General features: G+C 43.7%; 15 protein-coding genes. 9 read left to right on the forward strand and 6 right to left on the reverse strand.

Annotation, left to right across the window (positions count from 1 at the left end):
• Positions 1-17: 17 nt before the first annotated feature.
• The 3 genes from J7E37_RS13600 to J7E37_RS13610 all read right to left on the reverse strand — a co-directional run bounded on the left by J7E37_RS13600 (position 18) and on the right by J7E37_RS13610 (position 3,382).
• Complete coding sequence (locus J7E37_RS13600) at positions 18-1,526, reverse strand: coproporphyrinogen III oxidase (protein WP_215024466.1); 1,509 nt, start codon at positions 1,524-1,526, stop codon at positions 18-20.
• A gap of 274 nt (positions 1,527-1,800) precedes the next feature.
• Positions 1,801-2,673 carry a Cof-type HAD-IIB family hydrolase gene (locus J7E37_RS13605; RefSeq protein ID WP_214781785.1) on the reverse strand — a complete coding sequence of 291 codons (873 nt, stop codon included), beginning with the start codon at positions 2,671-2,673 and terminating at the stop codon, positions 1,801-1,803.
• Between the two features lie 349 nt (positions 2,674-3,022).
• Entirely contained in the window at positions 3,023-3,382 is a 360-nt protein-coding gene (locus J7E37_RS13610) for a YlbF/YmcA family competence regulator (RefSeq protein WP_215024467.1), read from the reverse strand.
• A 507-nt stretch (positions 3,383-3,889) separates the two neighbouring features.
• Between J7E37_RS13610 and J7E37_RS13615 the strand changes: the two genes are divergently transcribed.
• From J7E37_RS13615 to J7E37_RS13640, 6 genes are all read left to right on the forward strand, one after another.
• Positions 3,890-4,993, forward strand: a complete 1,104-nt coding sequence (locus tag J7E37_RS13615; RefSeq protein WP_215024468.1) for a YheC/YheD family endospore coat-associated protein — start codon at positions 3,890-3,892, stop codon at positions 4,991-4,993.
• A 449-nt stretch (positions 4,994-5,442) separates the two neighbouring features.
• On the forward strand, positions 5,443-6,528 hold the full coding sequence (locus tag J7E37_RS13620; RefSeq protein WP_215024469.1) for a YheC/YheD family endospore coat-associated protein: 1,086 nt from the start codon (positions 5,443-5,445) through the stop codon (positions 6,526-6,528).
• Positions 6,525-7,892 (forward strand): YheC/YheD family endospore coat-associated protein, encoded by a 1,368-nt coding sequence (locus J7E37_RS13625; protein ID WP_215024470.1) that lies wholly within the window; start codon positions 6,525-6,527, stop codon positions 7,890-7,892. The genes J7E37_RS13620 and J7E37_RS13625 overlap by 4 nt, the downstream gene beginning before the upstream one ends.
• Entirely contained in the window at positions 7,889-9,073 is a 1,185-nt protein-coding gene (locus J7E37_RS13630) for a YheC/YheD family endospore coat-associated protein (RefSeq protein WP_215024472.1), read from the forward strand. Before J7E37_RS13625 ends, J7E37_RS13630 begins: the two co-directional genes overlap by 4 nt.
• 173 nt (positions 9,074-9,246) lie before the next feature.
• Positions 9,247-9,459, forward strand: coding sequence for a YheE family protein (locus J7E37_RS13635; protein ID WP_215024474.1), 213 nt, complete (start codon positions 9,247-9,249; stop codon positions 9,457-9,459).
• Between the two features lie 58 nt (positions 9,460-9,517).
• A complete protein-coding gene (locus J7E37_RS13640; protein WP_214781771.1) occupies positions 9,518-9,703 on the forward strand; it encodes a hypothetical protein in 186 nt (61 codons plus the stop codon).
• 424 nt (positions 9,704-10,127) lie between these two features.
• Here J7E37_RS13640 and J7E37_RS13645 read toward each other — a convergent pair whose 3' ends face one another.
• Positions 10,128-10,388 (reverse strand): metal-sensitive transcriptional regulator, encoded by a 261-nt coding sequence (locus J7E37_RS13645; protein WP_041966706.1) that lies wholly within the window; start codon positions 10,386-10,388, stop codon positions 10,128-10,130.
• Positions 10,389-10,557: 169 nt separating this feature from the next.
• Between J7E37_RS13645 and J7E37_RS13650 the strand changes: the two genes are divergently transcribed.
• Positions 10,558-11,457, forward strand: coding sequence for a PucR family transcriptional regulator (locus J7E37_RS13650; RefSeq protein ID WP_215024476.1), 900 nt, complete (start codon positions 10,558-10,560; stop codon positions 11,455-11,457).
• A gap of 134 nt (positions 11,458-11,591) precedes the next feature.
• Positions 11,592-12,692 carry an ABC transporter ATP-binding protein gene (locus J7E37_RS13655; RefSeq protein WP_214781769.1) on the forward strand — a complete coding sequence of 367 codons (1,101 nt, stop codon included), beginning with the start codon at positions 11,592-11,594 and terminating at the stop codon, positions 12,690-12,692.
• A gap of 75 nt (positions 12,693-12,767) precedes the next feature.
• Here the strand turns inward: J7E37_RS13655 and J7E37_RS13660 are convergent, their stop codons facing one another.
• Entirely contained in the window at positions 12,768-13,010 is a 243-nt protein-coding gene (locus J7E37_RS13660) for a hypothetical protein (RefSeq protein ID WP_214781876.1), read from the reverse strand.
• A gap of 357 nt (positions 13,011-13,367) precedes the next feature.
• Between J7E37_RS13660 and J7E37_RS13665 the strand changes: the two genes are divergently transcribed.
• Positions 13,368-13,571 (forward strand): alpha/beta-type small acid-soluble spore protein, encoded by a 204-nt coding sequence (locus J7E37_RS13665; protein WP_214781768.1) that lies wholly within the window; start codon positions 13,368-13,370, stop codon positions 13,569-13,571.
• A 155-nt stretch (positions 13,572-13,726) separates the two neighbouring features.
• On the opposite strand, the gene fumC is transcribed toward J7E37_RS13665, so the two are convergent.
• Complete coding sequence (gene fumC / locus J7E37_RS13670; protein ID WP_215024479.1) at positions 13,727-15,106, reverse strand: class II fumarate hydratase; 1,380 nt, start codon at positions 15,104-15,106, stop codon at positions 13,727-13,729.
• Positions 15,107-15,735 lie beyond the last annotated feature (629 nt).

Here is a 15,735-nt window from a genome sequence, read left to right on the forward strand (position 1 = left end):
TCGGAAGCTTATCATCATTAAATTTTCGCCTTATTAAACAAAGAGTCGAGAATCTCGATCTTTTTATTAGCGTACTCTTCAAAGCTGTCGTTATATGACTTTGGATCCTTTGGATTCGAGAACTGTGTGATAACACCTGTTTCGGGATCAATGAATTTGCTCGATGCGCCGCATCCCAGGCCTATGATGGTTTGCTGTTCTTCCATGATGATAATATTGTACAGGCTCTCCTGCTCAGGAAAAGCATAGCCTACATTCTCCAGGTTCCCAAGAATGTTCTTCTGTCTGTACAGATAATATGGCACGTAGTCATGCTCCTTCGTCCATGATTCAGCCATATTCATCATTTTTTCTATTTCATCGCGGCCAGATACTTTATATTTCTGTTTATTCCTTGTCATTTCTGACGCTCTTTTGAAAGAAAGAGTATGAACCGTCAGGGACTCCGGCATCAGCTTTTCTGTTTCAGCCAGGGTATGGGCAAATTCCTCCGTCCCTTCCCCCGGAAGGCCAATGATCAAATCCATGTTTATGTTGTTCATGCCCATTTGGCGGGCCAGATGGAATTTTTCTATCGTTTCTTCCACTGTATGGTGACGGCCGATTGCCTTCAAGGTTTCCTGGATGTATGACTGCGGATTGATGCTGATCCGGTCGATATTCCACTTTTTCAGCACATCCAGCTTTTCAGGAGTGATCGTGTCCGGCCGGCCGGCTTCGACAGTCACTTCCCTGATATTCTCCACATCCGGGAATGATTGCTGAACCTCTTCATACAGCATATCCATTTCTTCAGCGGTAATCGACGTCGGTGTACCGCCTCCATAATAAACGGTAGTAATCTTGATATCATTCTGCTTCAGCCAGTCCCCGATACGGCGGATTTCGTAGTGAAGCCCGCCAAGGAAAGAATCCACAGACCCTTGCCGGCCGTTGATGGCATAAGCAGGGAATGTACAGTAGGCACACTTTGTCGGGCAAAATGGAATGCCGATATAAATGCTGACACCATTTTTCAGATCATACAGGTCAGGCAGGACAGCAAGCTGACGGTCAACGATTTGCTGCATGAGCTGGATTTTTTCATCCGATATCAAATACTGTTCCTTCAGCTCTCTATGGGCATCCTGCTGATTCATTCCTTCGCGGAGCTTTTTATGCAAAAGCTTGGTAGGACGAACCCCTGTAAGTATCCCCCACTTCTGGATCATTCCTGTCCAGTCTTGCAGCACTTTTAAATAAGCCCTTGAAATGACTTTTTTGAGCAATTTGAATTCTTCTTTTTCGCTCAAACCAGCTGGAATTTCTTTGTTGGCTTCTGCTGAATAAGCCTCTCCATCTGCCTCCAAAGCTGCTTTTACAAAAAACTCTCCGCCGGCATTTTGAACATCAAATTTAATTACCGCATCAACTTCCTGGTCCGTCTCGTTTAATGCTACTTCTGATTCTTCAAAAAACAGATTAGCGATCAACCCGAGAGGACGCTGTAATCTGTCATCTTGAATACCTTTTATATTAATTCTCATGAGATTCACCTTTTTCAATTAAACATGCTTCAATAAGTGTAATAGAATAATGATTCAAAGGTCAAGACAGTGTAAAAGCTACCAGTTTTCTGCTGTGGTCCGAAGATTATTATAGACGTCCTATTCATTTTCCTAAAAACTCATTCCTGAATTGAATACTTCCGAAAGGATTTCCTTTATTTGCGAAACATCCAGATATCTTCCTGAAAAACTACAAATCATTCCCAAACAAAGCAAAAGCACGCCTGCGAACAATTCCAGGCGTGCTTCCACTTTACATTTTAATAATATTCATTTTGCGGAGAAACTCGATCGGGTGCTGTTTGCGGAAGTGTTCCTTGACCATGTAGCTTACTCCATGCTGATTATTCGAACGGGTAACCCAATCAGCAGCTTTTTTTACTTCCACAGAAGCATTCCCCATTGCGACTCCAAGTCCGCACGCTTCGATCATGTCCATGTCATCACTGCTATCGCCAATTGCGACCATTTCCTTCAATGGAATGCCAAGGTGTTCTCCCAACTGGATCAGGCCGTTCAGTTTCGAGACACCCTCAGGCATGATGTCAAGCCTGTAATCATTCAGCCTCGACAGGGACACTTCTGAAAACATTCCATTAATCGCCTGCTGCGCATCCTTCAAATCCTCTTCGTACTCAAAATAGACTTCGATTTTAGGAGGGGAGACTGGCTCATTGACCAGTGTTTCACTGATAGAATCCGTGAATTGCTGGGAGTAAAAAATCGGGTCACCTGAAGTAAACACGGTTTTCGCCAGCAGATTGTGGTTTAATTTATACTTGTTTGCCAGTGAGAACTTTTCGTGCACAAGCCGGATTTGGCAAGGGAAGCTTTCAAGAAATCTGACAAGCTGGAAGGTTACATCCTCGGGAATCCGTTTTTCAAAAATTGGATCACTGCGAAGGTCATTAGAAACATAAGATCCCAGGTGAGTGACAAGCAACGAATTTATTTTCAGCGCTTTAGCCACCTTTTTGGCAGATGGGAAGCTTCTTGAAGTTACTAGAGTTACGTAAACCCCTTTTTGCTGAACGTACTCAATCGCATCCCTCGTGGATTTATGGAGCCTTCCATTTGATTGGAGAATCGTGCCATCCACGTTAAGCGCAAGAAGACGGTAAATCATATTTATGCCCCCATTTCTTCGGTGTTTTTGTCCTTATTTAACTTGTATGATAGAAAGCTAGAGAATAGAACAGGGGCAGGGTTTAGATATTAGCTTCCTTTGCGGGACCCAGTCCACAGATGGTATGAGGGCAGCGTATATGATAAGTCTCCTTCCGCCCAAGAGAGTCATAGATGACGGACAGTTTTTCTTCACTTCCGCTGATTTTTGTCCGTCATAGCCTTGATGACGGACAATTCCCCCTCTTTTCCACTGATTTTTGTCCGTCATAATCTTGATGACCGACAGTTTTTCCTTTATTCCAATCAACAAAAAACTCCCGCACATCGGCGGGAGTCCTGTCATTCTATTATTGCTGCTGGTTCGGATTTCCGTAAAGCTCTTCGAGAGGCTTCATAATGATCTGGTTAAGCTCGGCAATGACCATGCTCATTCTTTGCTCCGCTTCCATCAGCTTCGAAATCAATTCATGCTGTTGGACAAGAGCGACTGTCTTTTGTGCCTGCTCTACCTCTTCCTGGGTAATTTCCTGCCCAGTCATTTGCTTTTCCTGAAGCTGCATCTGGATATTGCGGAAGTTTTCAAACATTCTTTTTGCTGATTCATCGCTATTCACAGCATCATAGAGATTTTTTAATTCTGTGTATTCCGAACTGTTCCTGATTGCTTTTTCCAATTCGTAGGCTGAATCGTAAAGATTGACTGCCATTTAAATCACTCCTTCTACGTTAAACGCTCCACTCCACTATAACAAACTATGTTGCTGAATGCCAAAAGTTCGGGTTAGGCGAAATTTAACTCCTATCATTAAAATCACCAATAACAACTACTATTCATAGGATGCAATATGTGTGTTTGCCTATTTTACAATTAGGCTGTTAAGAAAAGCGCAAGCGCCTCGGTCAGCCACGACAAGCGGTGCCCGACTTGAACGCCACGTCCTGTGGCTGTCGGGTCTGCACTTCCTGTGCCTCAGAGGGCCGACCAGTGAAGTCGTTCTTTGACTTCATTGACAGGACCGGAGCGACTCGAGGAGTTAGGAGCCGCAGCTAGACAAACGTCTCGAGCTGCTCAAAGCTAACGCTTCTCGCAAGATACTCAAGGAGCGAATTCGGGGATGAAAACTGGCTAGGCGCTGGAGCTAGACAATTCTCGAAGTGAAAAAATTTCACTGTCTTATTTCTTGAAACAGCCTAAAAGAAAATGAGGAGAAGCTATGACGCCAGCAAAATCGAAAAGCTTACCCAACAATCCTGTCATCGCTTTGCTGACCGAAATAAATGAAGATAACGGACCTGACTTCGGTAAAGTCCACTCCTTTTGCGAAGAGCTCCATCAGGGTGTATCCGAATTAGGGGGAAGCTTTTATGTTTTTTCACTTAAAGGTTTTTCTGAAAAAGGAGTCGAGGGCTTTTCTTATGATGACGAAGAAGATGGATGGAAAAAAGGTTTCTTTCCTTTTCCAGCTGTCATCTATAATCGGGTTTCATCACGGAGGACTGAAATCAGCAAAGGATTTAAGGGGTTTTTAAATAAATTGGATGCTCGCGGAATAAAGATATTTAATCACCGCTTTCTTTCCAAGTGGGAAATCCATGAATCTATAGTACAAGAAGACCATCTACATCCGTTCATACCTGAAACGCATTTATACTCCGAGACCCTGCTCCAAAACATGCTCGAGAAGCATGATGCGCTATATATCAAACCTGTCCACGGAAGCCAGGGACGCAATATTATCCAGGTGGCGAAAAATGATGGGTTGTACCATGCGTCATTTTCGTCAATGCCGGAAAGGGTCCTTCCAGGCTTCAAATATATGTCAGAACTAGCCAGCGCCATTTCTCCAATCGTCGGAAAACGCCTTTGCATCATCCAGCAGGGAATACAGCTATCAGAATTAAATGGCAGGAGGCTGGATTTCAGGGTCCTCTGCCATAAAAATGCCCAGCAATTCTGGAAGGTTACTTCCATTGTCGCCAGGGTTTCGGCTGAACAGTACTTCGTATCAAATATTGCCCGTGGCGGCGAGGTCATGAAACCTGGGCATACTCTCGCGCTGATTTTTGGAAAGGAACAGGCGAGGCATCAACTGGCATTGATGAAGGAGCTGGCCCTTGAAACAGCAGAAGTCATCAGCAAATATGCGGAGGGGCTCACTGCCGAGCTGGGGATTGATATTGGAATAGATATTAAAGGTAACTTGTGGCTGATCGAAGCCAATTCCAAGCCTTCCAAGAACTTTGAAGAGAAAAACACGAAAATAAGGCCTTCAACAAAAGCCATCATTGACCATTGCTATGGACTTTGCCAGCCATAATAAGAAAAGCGCAAGCGCTTTGTTCAGCCCCGACAAGCGCTGCCCGCCTATACCGCCACGTCCTCCCAAAAGCTGCCGCTCTCGGTCGTGCGATGATTCGCTTCGAAGCTTTCCTTATCCTGTGGCTGGCGGGTTTGCACTTCCTGGGCCTTAGAGGGCCGACCGATGAAGCCGTTCTTTGACTTCATTGGGCGGACCGAGATCGAAAAGTATAGCCGACTGTCCAGAAACGCAGAAACTGGAGACTCCGACCTTGCCGGCGGAGTTGAAGTTTCGGAGTTTCTAGGAGGTGACTCTAGACAAGCGACTCGAGCTGCTCAAAACTGACGCTTATCGCAAGGTAGTCGAGGAAGCTCTTCCAGCGATGAAAACTGGCTAGGAGCTGGAGCTGGACAATTCTCTAAGTGAAAATAATACTTTCTTATCACTGTACAAAAGGAGAAATGCAAATGATTTCATTTGGAATGATGACACTTTCCATGAAAAGTGAACAAACATATCTTACCAAGATTGCCAGGCGGGCGAATCCAAACTTATTCACCTGCTTTAGGTTCTCACCAGCTAAAATCCATCCAGTAACACAATTGGTTTCGGGAGAAAAATTCGACCACAAGGAAGATTGCTGGGTAAAGTCTGAATTCCCGCTCCCGATGATCATTTATGACCGTTGTTTTTATACAAATGATCCTTCATCAAAGCAAGCCATGGCGATTGTAAAATGGCTTAAGAAAAAAGCGGATATTTCCTTCCTGGGCAATGGATTGCCTAATAAATGGGCTATTTACCAGGTATTGTCGACATCTTCCCTGTCTCCATACATTCCTAGAACGATTCTTGCCGCCAGCGGAAAAGCAGTTGTAGCCCAGTTGGAAGAGATGGATAAGGCAGTCTTGAAACCGCTTTTCGGATCGGGCGGTGCCGGGATCTATAAAATTGAAAAATCAGGTGGAGAGTTCGTAATCTCAGCAGACCTTGGCGGCAGGGTGTCAACAAAAAATTTCGATTCCACCAGTGAGACAGAAAATTGGCTCGACCGCCTGTTCAGTAAAAAAGAGTATATGATGCAGCCTTACCTCCAGCTGTCCGATTCGCAAAATTGTCCTTTTGACATAAGAATTCTGCTGCAAAAGGACCATGAGGATAAGTGGGTTGTGCGAGGCAAGGGAATCCGCCGCGGCAGCAAGGACGGAATCCTTTCGAACATAAGTGCCGGCGGAGAAATACTGCCATTTGATGAGTATGCTAATTCCCTGGATATCCGTACAAAAAGATTCATACTACATGAAATAGAGGAAATTCTATCAACCCTGCCCGGCATTCTTGAAGGGTCTTTCCCACGGCTTTTCGAACTCGGCGTAGATATTGGTGTTTCTAAGGACCATGCCCTATGGGTGCTTGATACGAACTCAAAGCCCGGCAGAAAAGTCATCGCTTCCACAAATCCGGATTTGAAAGAAGTGCTATATAAAGCACCACTTGAATATGCCAGAATGCTAACAGAAATTCTGCCAGAAAGAGAGGAACAGCACTTATGAGAAAAAAATATCCAATTGAAATCATTGCCCACTCCAAACAGCTAGTCTTTGTCCCTGCCGAGGTGACAAATAGCAAGGATATTAATAAAATCGCGTTTGGCAACAAGGTAGTTGATGTCGCATGTGCTCCTCATCCTAAAGGAAGAAACGTGATTGTACTGAGTGATGATGTGCAGAAGGAGCTCTCAATGCCCGATTTATCGACATCGTTACATCTTTTTATCGATCAGAATACATTATTTATCGGGCCCCTCATTGGCATCCTGACATCTGGATTTACGCCTTTTCCATTAAGACCGATTGGTGATAGGTCTATGTTTTTTGCCAAGCTTCTTTCCGTCAATAAATCGGTCGGCGCCCTTCCCTTTGTCTTTGGCGAGGAACATATCGACTGGGATCAAGGATTGATACAAGGTTATTTCTTTGTCGATGGAGGCTGGATGAGAATAAAGGTGCCCTTCCCCAATGTTGTTTACGACCGTCTTCCAAACAGGCGAACCGAAAGAAAATCTGAGCTTCGCAGCCTAAAATCCAGGATGCAGACCGATTACCTGATTCCATGGTATAACCCGGGTTTTTTCAGCAAACTGGATGTATTTGAGCGCCTGCAGCAGGATGAACGTGCAGCAGAGTACTTGCCTGAAACACATCAATTTTCTTCTTTTTCAGTGATTGAAAGGATGCTTTCAAACTATGGGAACGTCTATATCAAACCGGCTAATGGAAGTCTTGGGCTGGGAATCCACCAAATCCTGTTCGATAAGCATAATGGCTATTATTATTGCCGCTATCGAGACCAGGAGGGCATCAATAAGTTAACGAGGTTTGAAAGCCTGGAAAAGTTGATGAAGAAAATTTTTCACAAGCGGAACCTTTCCCAGATGATTGTCCAGCAGGGCATCAGCCTGCTTAGATCCGAGAAAAGGCTCATTGATTTCAGGGTCCATACAAATAAAGATGAATACGGACAGTGGCAGGTAGCGGCGATCGCCGCAAAAATTGCCGGCCAGGGAAGCGTGACCACCCATGTGAACAACGGCGGAGTCGTAAAATCACTTGATGAACTATTTGAAGACCAGACCGAAATGGAGATTTGTGAAAAGAAGCTTTCTGAAGCCGCACTGGTCCTTAGCTCCATCTTGGAAAAAAACATGGAAGGAATAATAGGCGAGCTTGGTTTTGACTTTGGAATCGATAAATCAGGAAAAGTATGGCTCTTTGAAGCCAACTCAAAGCCAGGACGGTCGATTTTCAAGCATCCAAAGCTAAAGAATTTTGATTTGCTCACCAGAAAGCTGTCTCTATCCTTTGGCATTTTTTTAGCGGAAAAAGCGATTACGGCACCTGAGGATATTTTCAAATGATCCTGCGCTATAATACTGAATCGAAGGCATGGACGCATGAAGCCAAAGCTGGCGAAAAACTCAGCTTTGGCTTTAATAAAATCAGCATCGCTGCTGCTTCATCAGATACACTTCCGGAAAACAGCCAACAGTTCTTATTGAAAAACAACCAGGGAAATATTGGTCCCCTGGTTGGAATCATGACCTCTATGAGCAAGAATATGTCCCTGTCTGGCAATGGATCATTGTTTCAGGCCCTTCAAGAAGAAATCCTAAAGCGGAATGGACTGATTGTTGTCTTCCCCCCGGAAACAATCGTCAAGGATGGACTAACCGGCGTCGTATTTTTACCAACTGCGCAAAAATGGATACCTGTGAAGGCCCCTCTTCCTCATCTTGTTTTTAATCGTGTTCCCTTCCGGAAAGCAGAGCAGCAGCCAGCTTTTAAAGATGCCGTAAACTACCTGTCCGCACTCGGAATCCCTTTTTTCAATCCTGGATTCATCAATAAAAACAAGCTCTATTCCCTATTTTCCAGACATCCTCAATTAAGAAAGCTAATGCCTGAAAGTATTTCAGTGAAATCAATGATCCAGTTGGCTGCTTTCCTTAATAAACATGAAGGGATTTATCTTAAGCCCGCTTCATCTTCAAAGGGGATCGGAATTTTCCGCCTGCGGCAAAAGAACGGGGAAATCGAGTTCGAGAGCCATTCACATCGCCATCTTTATCCAGGCATAAAAGAATTTTGGAAGGTCAAATCCAGACAGCTGTTAAGATATGAGTACATTGCCCAGAAAGAAGTCATGCCGACATCCATCGACGGGAAGCGATTTGACTTCCGAGTACATGCCCTTGATGGGAAAGATGGGTATGAAGTGACAGGAATCGGCATCCGGCAATCCCGGAAGCAGGACCTGACCACCCACTTGCCGAATGGAGGGATCATGCTTCCTTATATTAAGGTTAAGACTGCCAGGCATGACCAATTCTTCGACTGGGCCGTTAAGGAAATCGGCCAGCTGCTCACTGAAGAGTTGGGCTACTTCGGGGAATTTTCACTTGATGCCGGAATCACTGAAAAAGGCAATTATGTCATTTATGAAGTCAACTCAAAACCAATGAGCTTCGACGAACCACAGATTGAGGAAAAAAGGATCTCTGCTCTTGTCGATTTATTTTTCAGGAAAACTGGATTTTGATAGAGATTGCTAGATGCAGTTTTATGGTGGGCCGCCCAGGTAATGCGGCTCATTTTTCATGACTTTACATCTCCTTCAAAACAACAACTGTTATTCCAGAGTAATTATCTGCGCTTCTTCGTGCTTGAATACTATATAATAATGAAAAGACATCTTTAAAAGGGGGAATCAGATTGATTACTCATTTCCAATTCAAATCATTATTTGAGAATAAGGATATGCCTGGCTGGCATTTCTCATTTTATTTTAAAAAGCAAAAGTTTACGGGAATTTATCATCAGAATGGGGATATTCAGTGGACCTCTGAACAGCCCTCTGACGAGCATATCGACCAGTTGAAAGAGCAAATCCATGAGCTGATGCTCTTCCATGTATATGATAAGTGATGTATGTTTCTACTCCTTTTCCGGAATTCTAAGCTTAAAATCATTGGAGGAGGATTCCATGAAGCACAAAGGCGGCAAAAAGTTTGCTGAGGACATAAAATATGAGGGACGGGATGCAGTTTATGTCGATGTTGACCGGATGATCAATGAAGGCATGGCCGGTGGTACTGTACACAGATTGGACAGTTCACCCAATATTGAGGAAAGCCATGACTTTTATCCCGAAGACCCGCCAAACAAATGAAAAGCGTAAGCGCCTTGAACAGCCCCGACAAGCGCTGTCCGCCTAAAACGCCACATCGTGTGGCTGGCGGATTTGCACGTCCTGTGCCTTAGAGGGCCGACCAGTGAAGTCGTTCTTTGACTTCATTGGGCGGACCGAAATCGAAATGTGTAGCCGACTGTTCAACTCCGACAAGCGCTGGAGGTCCTGACAGTGAATTCGTTCTTTGACTTCATTGGCAGGACCGAAGCGTCTCGAGGAGTTAGGAGGCGAAACTGCGACTCGAGCTGCTCAAAGCTAACGCTTCTCGCAAGATACTCCAGAAGCCTTTTCAGGGATGAAAACTGGCTAGGCGCTGGAGCTAGACACTAATCTTAGTATAAAGACTTAATACTTTATTTTTAAACAAAAAAAGACACCACATCCTAAAAAGGATGCTGGTGTCTTACCTGCTTTTTACTATCATATTTACTGCCTCTTTGATTGCTTCGTCGGCATCTTTGCCTTCCTGCGCTGCTTCAGTAATGCAAGATTCAAGGTTCTTTGCGACAATGAAACCAATCGCGCGGTCTACTGCAGAACGGACAGCTGATAACTGAGTAACTACGTCCTTGCAGTGGTTCTCTTCTTCCATCATGCGAATGACTCCACGTACCTGGCCCTCTAATCGCTTCAAACGATTTTTCATTTCTGTTGTGTATTCCATTTCCTACACACCTCTCTCTTACGGTACCCCGTATTGTATCTATTATACCAACGTTTTTTCCTTTTTTCTACCAGTTGGCAGCTCTTTGCATGAATTAACATTTAAAAGCTACACCTGTTATAATAAAAGATATGTCAGCTTTTATCAAATTAAATCTGAGGATACTTATATGATTAATAAAATATTATCTTATTTCCCTGATTCTGTCACGCAAGAAAATATCCCGGCATCCCCATCAAATGATTACTTTTGGTTTAAAGAGGCCGATGCCAGGCCGATTTGGGTCGGAATTCCAAAGGATAAAATTTCAGAAAGCCAGCTTGATCTCATGAAGAATATGTTTCATTTTGTCGAGCCGGAGAATCATACACATTTGTCAGGGGCAGCCCACTCCTGGAACCGATTTCTCTTCCATGATGGTGAAATGCCGGCCGCAGAAGACGATGAAGTCCGTTTCATCCAGTTCCGGCTTCAGGTAAAAGATATGGAAACAGAGGAGATCCATGAAGCTTTAAACGGATTTTTTCCTGACCACCCCATCATCTGGATCCACAGCTCATTTGGAATCATTATTGAAGAAAAAAAGAAAGTGTCGGAAAACGCTGAAGAACTTTATTCCATTGCCTCGACGTTTGAAAGTGATTTCTTTGTAAAGATTTCCTTTTATATGGGTAAGTTCCAAAAGGTTACTGCGCAGCTCCCTCACTTTTTCGATAAAGAAAAGCAGGTGTTCGAGGAATTAACCAGTCATACTACTCGTGATAATGTATACACGTTTGAAAAATCGTTTCCTATGCTGTTAGCGACACATTTGCCTGATTACCTAAAAAAGATTCTTGAGTTATCAATCCTTGACGCATTTGGAGAAGATAAAGAGTTGATGGCAACGATCAAAGTTTTTCTGGAAAGCAATTCGAACGCTTCTCTTTCAGCCAAAAAACTTTATGTCCACAGAAATACACTTCAGTACAGATTGGACAAATTCATGGAAAAGACTGGCGTCAACTTGAAGGATTTCGACGCGGCCGTTGTAGTCTACCTTGCAAGCCTTTATGAGGAGATGCGCTGATTCAACCACTTCAATATACATTAAACAAATTGCATAAAAGGGCTTACATTATTTTTGTGCACCCTGCCGATGATTATTTCAGGTCATTTCCGCTAAACTGTTTTTGTAGACAAACATACAGGGAGGCTAAAAAAATGGCCGAGTTAAAACTAGATAATATTTATAAAATTTATGATAACAAAGTTACAGCTGTAGAAGACTTCAACCTTCATATCCAGGATAAAGAATTCATCGTATTCGTTGGACCATCTGGCTGCGGTAAATCGACCACACTTCGTATGATCGCTGGTCTTGAAGAAATCTCCAAAGGTGATTTCTATATCGATGGCAAGCGTGTAAACGACGTTCCTCCTAAGGATCGTGACATCGCGATGGTATTCCAGAACTATGCACTATACCCGCATATGACTGTTTACGATAACATGGCATTCGGATTGAAGCTTCGCAAGTTCCCTAAGGACGAAATCGATCGCCGTGTAAAAGAAGCTGCCAAGATCCTTGGTCTTGAGCCTTATCTAGATCGTAAGCCAAAAGCACTTTCAGGTGGTCAGCGTCAGCGTGTTGCTTTAGGACGTGCTATCGTCCGTGACGCAAAGGTATTCTTGATGGACGAACCATTATCAAACCTTGACGCAAAGCTTCGTGTACAAATGCGTGCTGAAATTGCAAAGCTTCACCGCCGTCTTGATACCACGACTATTTACGTAACGCATGACCAGACGGAAGCGATGACAATGGCGACCCGCCTTGTAGTCATGAAGGATGGTATCATCCAGCAGGTTGGAGCTCCTAAAGAGGTTTACGAAAATCCAGAAAACGTCTTCGTTGGCGGGTTCATCGGATCACCTTCCATGAACTTCTTTACTGGCAAGCTTGAAGAAGGCAAATTCACAGTCAACAACTCTTCAATCGCTATTCCAGAAGGAAAAATGAAAGTTCTTCGTGCACAAGGGTTTGTAGGGAAAGACATCATCCTTGGTGTAAGACCTGAAGACCTTCACGATGAGCCAGTATTCATCGATGCTTCTCAAGGCGCTACTATCAAGGCAACTGTTGAAGTATCTGAATTAACTGGTGCTGAAACAATGATCTACTCTCAGTTCGAAGGCCAGGATTTTGTGGCACGTGTTGATTCACGTACAGACGTAACACCAGGCCAAGTCATCGAATTGGCCTTTGATATGAATAAGGTCCACTTCTTTGACGCTGAAACAGAAAAGAGAATCCGCCCTTAATTTTAGATGATAAAAAAGCAACCGTGGCCACGGTTGCTTTTTTCTATACTCATTTTTCCAAAAGTTATTAAAGCCTTATTCTTTAATCAAGAAAACCTGGCTTGATCCGCAATTTGTACATTTGAACAGATGCGGACATTCCCCTTCAGAAAAATCAGTTGGATACCCATCTTCTAGCTTCATTTGATCGATTGGCATATAAGGGCTGTAATCATCATAAAAATCCGCTTCACGTCCATTGTTCTCCATGCTGCCGCTGCAGTTTGGACACGCTGGAGTGATAGTTCTGAAGCCGTTGCAAATCGGGCACATACCCATTCTCTTCAATCCTTTCTGCTTTCCTGCTATTGATAGTTTGCGTTGATTAGAAAACGGTTATGTAGGACGTTGCCTTTGGAATTAATTACCTTAATCCATTGGCGCATAAAGTTCTCGAAAAAAAACATACTAGTTATTAATAAAACAGCAACAGAAAACAACGAAGCAGCAACTAGCGCAACAAACCATTGGGTTAAGCCTTAGAAGGCAGCTATTACGCGCGCCGGTGCAATTCCGGCTAGCCCAGCCAAATTCCTTATCGAGGGTTAAACCAGGCGGCGTGGCAAAAGCCATGATTGGTTCGATTCCAATACTGACCCAAATACAACTTTGAAAAACACAAAGGAGGAAATATTAATGGCTAGCAGTAACAACTCTAATCAATTATTAGTTCCTGGTGTTCAACAAGCTCTTGATCAAATGAAGTACGAAATCGCTACAGAATTTGGCGTACAACTTGGTGGAGAAACTACTTCTCGCGCTAACGGATCTGTTGGTGGAGAAATCACTAAGCGCCTAGTTCAAATGGCTGAGCAACAACTTGGTGGTTCTGTACGCTAAATTGTAAAATTAACAAGATAATTAAATAGAATGGCTTAGGCCCCCTTCCAATAGGGGGCCTTTAAATTTGGCAGGGTTCCGAGCACCAAATGGGAACGATGAGCTATTATATCCCCAATCAGGCAGTCTCGTTTCAATGTTCCCGTCCAGGTCTGTTAAATCATCCTTTCTGGCTTAACCCACTCATCATATTGCTCTGATGTCAGATAACCTGTTTTTATCGCGGCTTCCTTCAAGGTTGTATTTTCTTTGAAGGCGAGCTTGGCGATTTCTGCTGCTTTTTCATAACCAATGTGAGGATTCAAAGCAGTTACAAGCATTAATGACCGCTCAACATGGCCAGCAATTACTTCAAGGTTCGCCTCTATACCTTCTGCACAGTTATCATTGAATGATCTCATTCCATCTGCCAACAGCCTCGCGCTCTGCAGGAAGTTATAAATGATAACAGGTTTGAAGACATTTAACTCAAAATTCCCCTGGCTTGCGGCAAAGCCGATGGAAGCATCATTTCCAAACACCTGTGTCGCCACCATTGTCAGTGCTTCGCTTTGGGTTGGATTAACCTTACCAGGCATGATTGAACTGCCAGGTTCATTTGCCGGTATCGATAGTTCACCAATCCCGCTTCTTGGGCCGCTGGCAAGCCAGCGAACATCATTGGCAATTTTCATCAAATCTGCAGCCAGCCCTTTTAATGCTCCATGAAGGAACACGATTTCATCATGAGAGGTCAATGCATGGAACTTATTTGGCGCTGAATGGAATGTCTCGCCCGTTTGTTCAACAAGCTGCTTCGCTACCTGATCTCCAAAATCCTTCGCGGCATTGATGCCTGTTCCTACAGCCGTACCGCCAATCGCTAAATCCCGGACGTATTTGAGGCCATCCTTTATCATCTGCTCATTTTTTTCAAGCATGGTTCTCCAGCCGCTGATCTCCTGGCCTAATGTCAATGGAGTTGCGTCCTGGAGGTGGGTCCTGCCGATTTTGATGATATCATTGAATTCCTGTTCTTTTCTCTTTAAAGTTTCTTTGAAAAGCTCAAGTGCAGGCAGAACTTCCCCTGTCACCTTTTTTACCGCGGCAATATGCATCGCTGTCGGGAATGTATCATTTGAGCTCTGTGACATGTTCACATCATCATTTGGGTGGACTTTTTCATTAGACCCTTGATTTGCGAGCAGTTCACTCGCCCTTCTTGCGACCACTTCATTCACGTTCATATTGGATTGAGTTCCGCTTCCCGTCTGCCATACGACTAACGGAAAATGGGTATCAAATTTCCCGGTAAGAATTTCATCGCAGGCTGCCTGGATTGCCTTCGCTTTTGCATCAGACAACTTTTCAGAAGCAGCATTCACACTCGCTGCAGCTTTCTTTACTTCCGCAAATGCATAAATCACATCAATCGGCATTCTTTCTGTACCTATCTTGAAATTCTGTTTGCTCCGCTGAGTTTGTGCACCCCAATACTTATCTGACGGTACTTTGATTTCGCCTATCGTATCTCTTTCAACCCGATAATCTGACAACACGATCCCTCCTCAATCTAATTATTAACTTATCGAAACATTTAAAACATTTTCGCCTATAGGATAACTGTTTTTTAGAAGAAATTACAGAAAAGTGCATGAAAATCAAAAAAAGCGGAAGCAGCTTGAATGCTGCTTCCGCTTTTCATTATGTCTATTTTCGCTCCAGGTTATGCCTTATAAATTGCATAGCCTATATAATAGCCCAGGATCATGATGCTTGCGATGCTTAAGGTTACTGCAAACTCCGCCATCTTGACAACCTCCTGAATTTTCATGTGTTTATAATTAAATTACCACAGGACGCCAGATGGCAACGGAAGGGTTTCGTAACATTCTGTGACAAAAACAAAAACCGTTGTGATGTTTCTCATAGGACTCTTAAGTCTGTTGCCCTTTATGTTTTATAATGTTAGATTATTGCACAAAAAAGGACCATAATTGCACGCCATAGCCGATAATTGCCCAGTGAATGGTAATAATTGCACCAACATAAGCGATGATTGCACATTCACCCTAAAATTGGACAGCTGCACAGAACAAAAAGCTCAATCGCCTCGTTAAGCCCCGACAAGCGCTGCCCGCCTATGACGCCACGTCCTCCCAAAAGCTACCGCTTTCGGTCGTGG

Origin of the sequence: Bacillus sp. ISL-39, from assembly GCF_018613295.1 — a bacterium.
In the GTDB taxonomy this organism is placed as follows: domain Bacteria; phylum Bacillota; class Bacilli; order Bacillales; family Cytobacillaceae; genus Mesobacillus.

What these genes read in the sequence shown, in the direction of transcription:
- J7E37_RS13665 (WP_214781768.1), top strand. Translation starts at nt 13,368, where the DNA reads ATGGCTAGCAGTAACAACTCTAATCAATTATTAGTTCCTGGTGTTCAA.
- J7E37_RS13605 (WP_214781785.1), bottom strand. Translation starts at nt 2,673, where the DNA reads ATGATTTACCGTCTTCTTGCGCTTAACGTGGATGGCACGATTCTCCAA.
- J7E37_RS13625 (WP_215024470.1), top strand. Translation starts at nt 6,525, where the DNA reads ATGAGAAAAAAATATCCAATTGAAATCATTGCCCACTCCAAACAGCTA.
- J7E37_RS13650 (WP_215024476.1), top strand. Translation starts at nt 10,558, where the DNA reads ATGATTAATAAAATATTATCTTATTTCCCTGATTCTGTCACGCAAGAA.
- J7E37_RS13630 (WP_215024472.1), top strand. Translation starts at nt 7,889, where the DNA reads ATGATCCTGCGCTATAATACTGAATCGAAGGCATGGACGCATGAAGCC.
- J7E37_RS13620 (WP_215024469.1), top strand. Translation starts at nt 5,443, where the DNA reads ATGATTTCATTTGGAATGATGACACTTTCCATGAAAAGTGAACAAACA.
- J7E37_RS13615 (WP_215024468.1), top strand. Translation starts at nt 3,890, where the DNA reads ATGACGCCAGCAAAATCGAAAAGCTTACCCAACAATCCTGTCATCGCT.
- J7E37_RS13660 (WP_214781876.1), bottom strand. Translation starts at nt 13,010, where the DNA reads ATGGGTATGTGCCCGATTTGCAACGGCTTCAGAACTATCACTCCAGCG.
- J7E37_RS13600 (WP_215024466.1), bottom strand. Translation starts at nt 1,526, where the DNA reads ATGAGAATTAATATAAAAGGTATTCAAGATGACAGATTACAGCGTCCT.
- J7E37_RS13645 (WP_041966706.1), bottom strand. Translation starts at nt 10,388, where the DNA reads ATGGAATACACAACAGAAATGAAAAATCGTTTGAAGCGATTAGAGGGC.
- J7E37_RS13640 (WP_214781771.1), top strand. Translation starts at nt 9,518, where the DNA reads ATGAAGCACAAAGGCGGCAAAAAGTTTGCTGAGGACATAAAATATGAG.
- J7E37_RS13655 (WP_214781769.1), top strand. Translation starts at nt 11,592, where the DNA reads ATGGCCGAGTTAAAACTAGATAATATTTATAAAATTTATGATAACAAA.
- J7E37_RS13610 (WP_215024467.1), bottom strand. Translation starts at nt 3,382, where the DNA reads ATGGCAGTCAATCTTTACGATTCAGCCTACGAATTGGAAAAAGCAATC.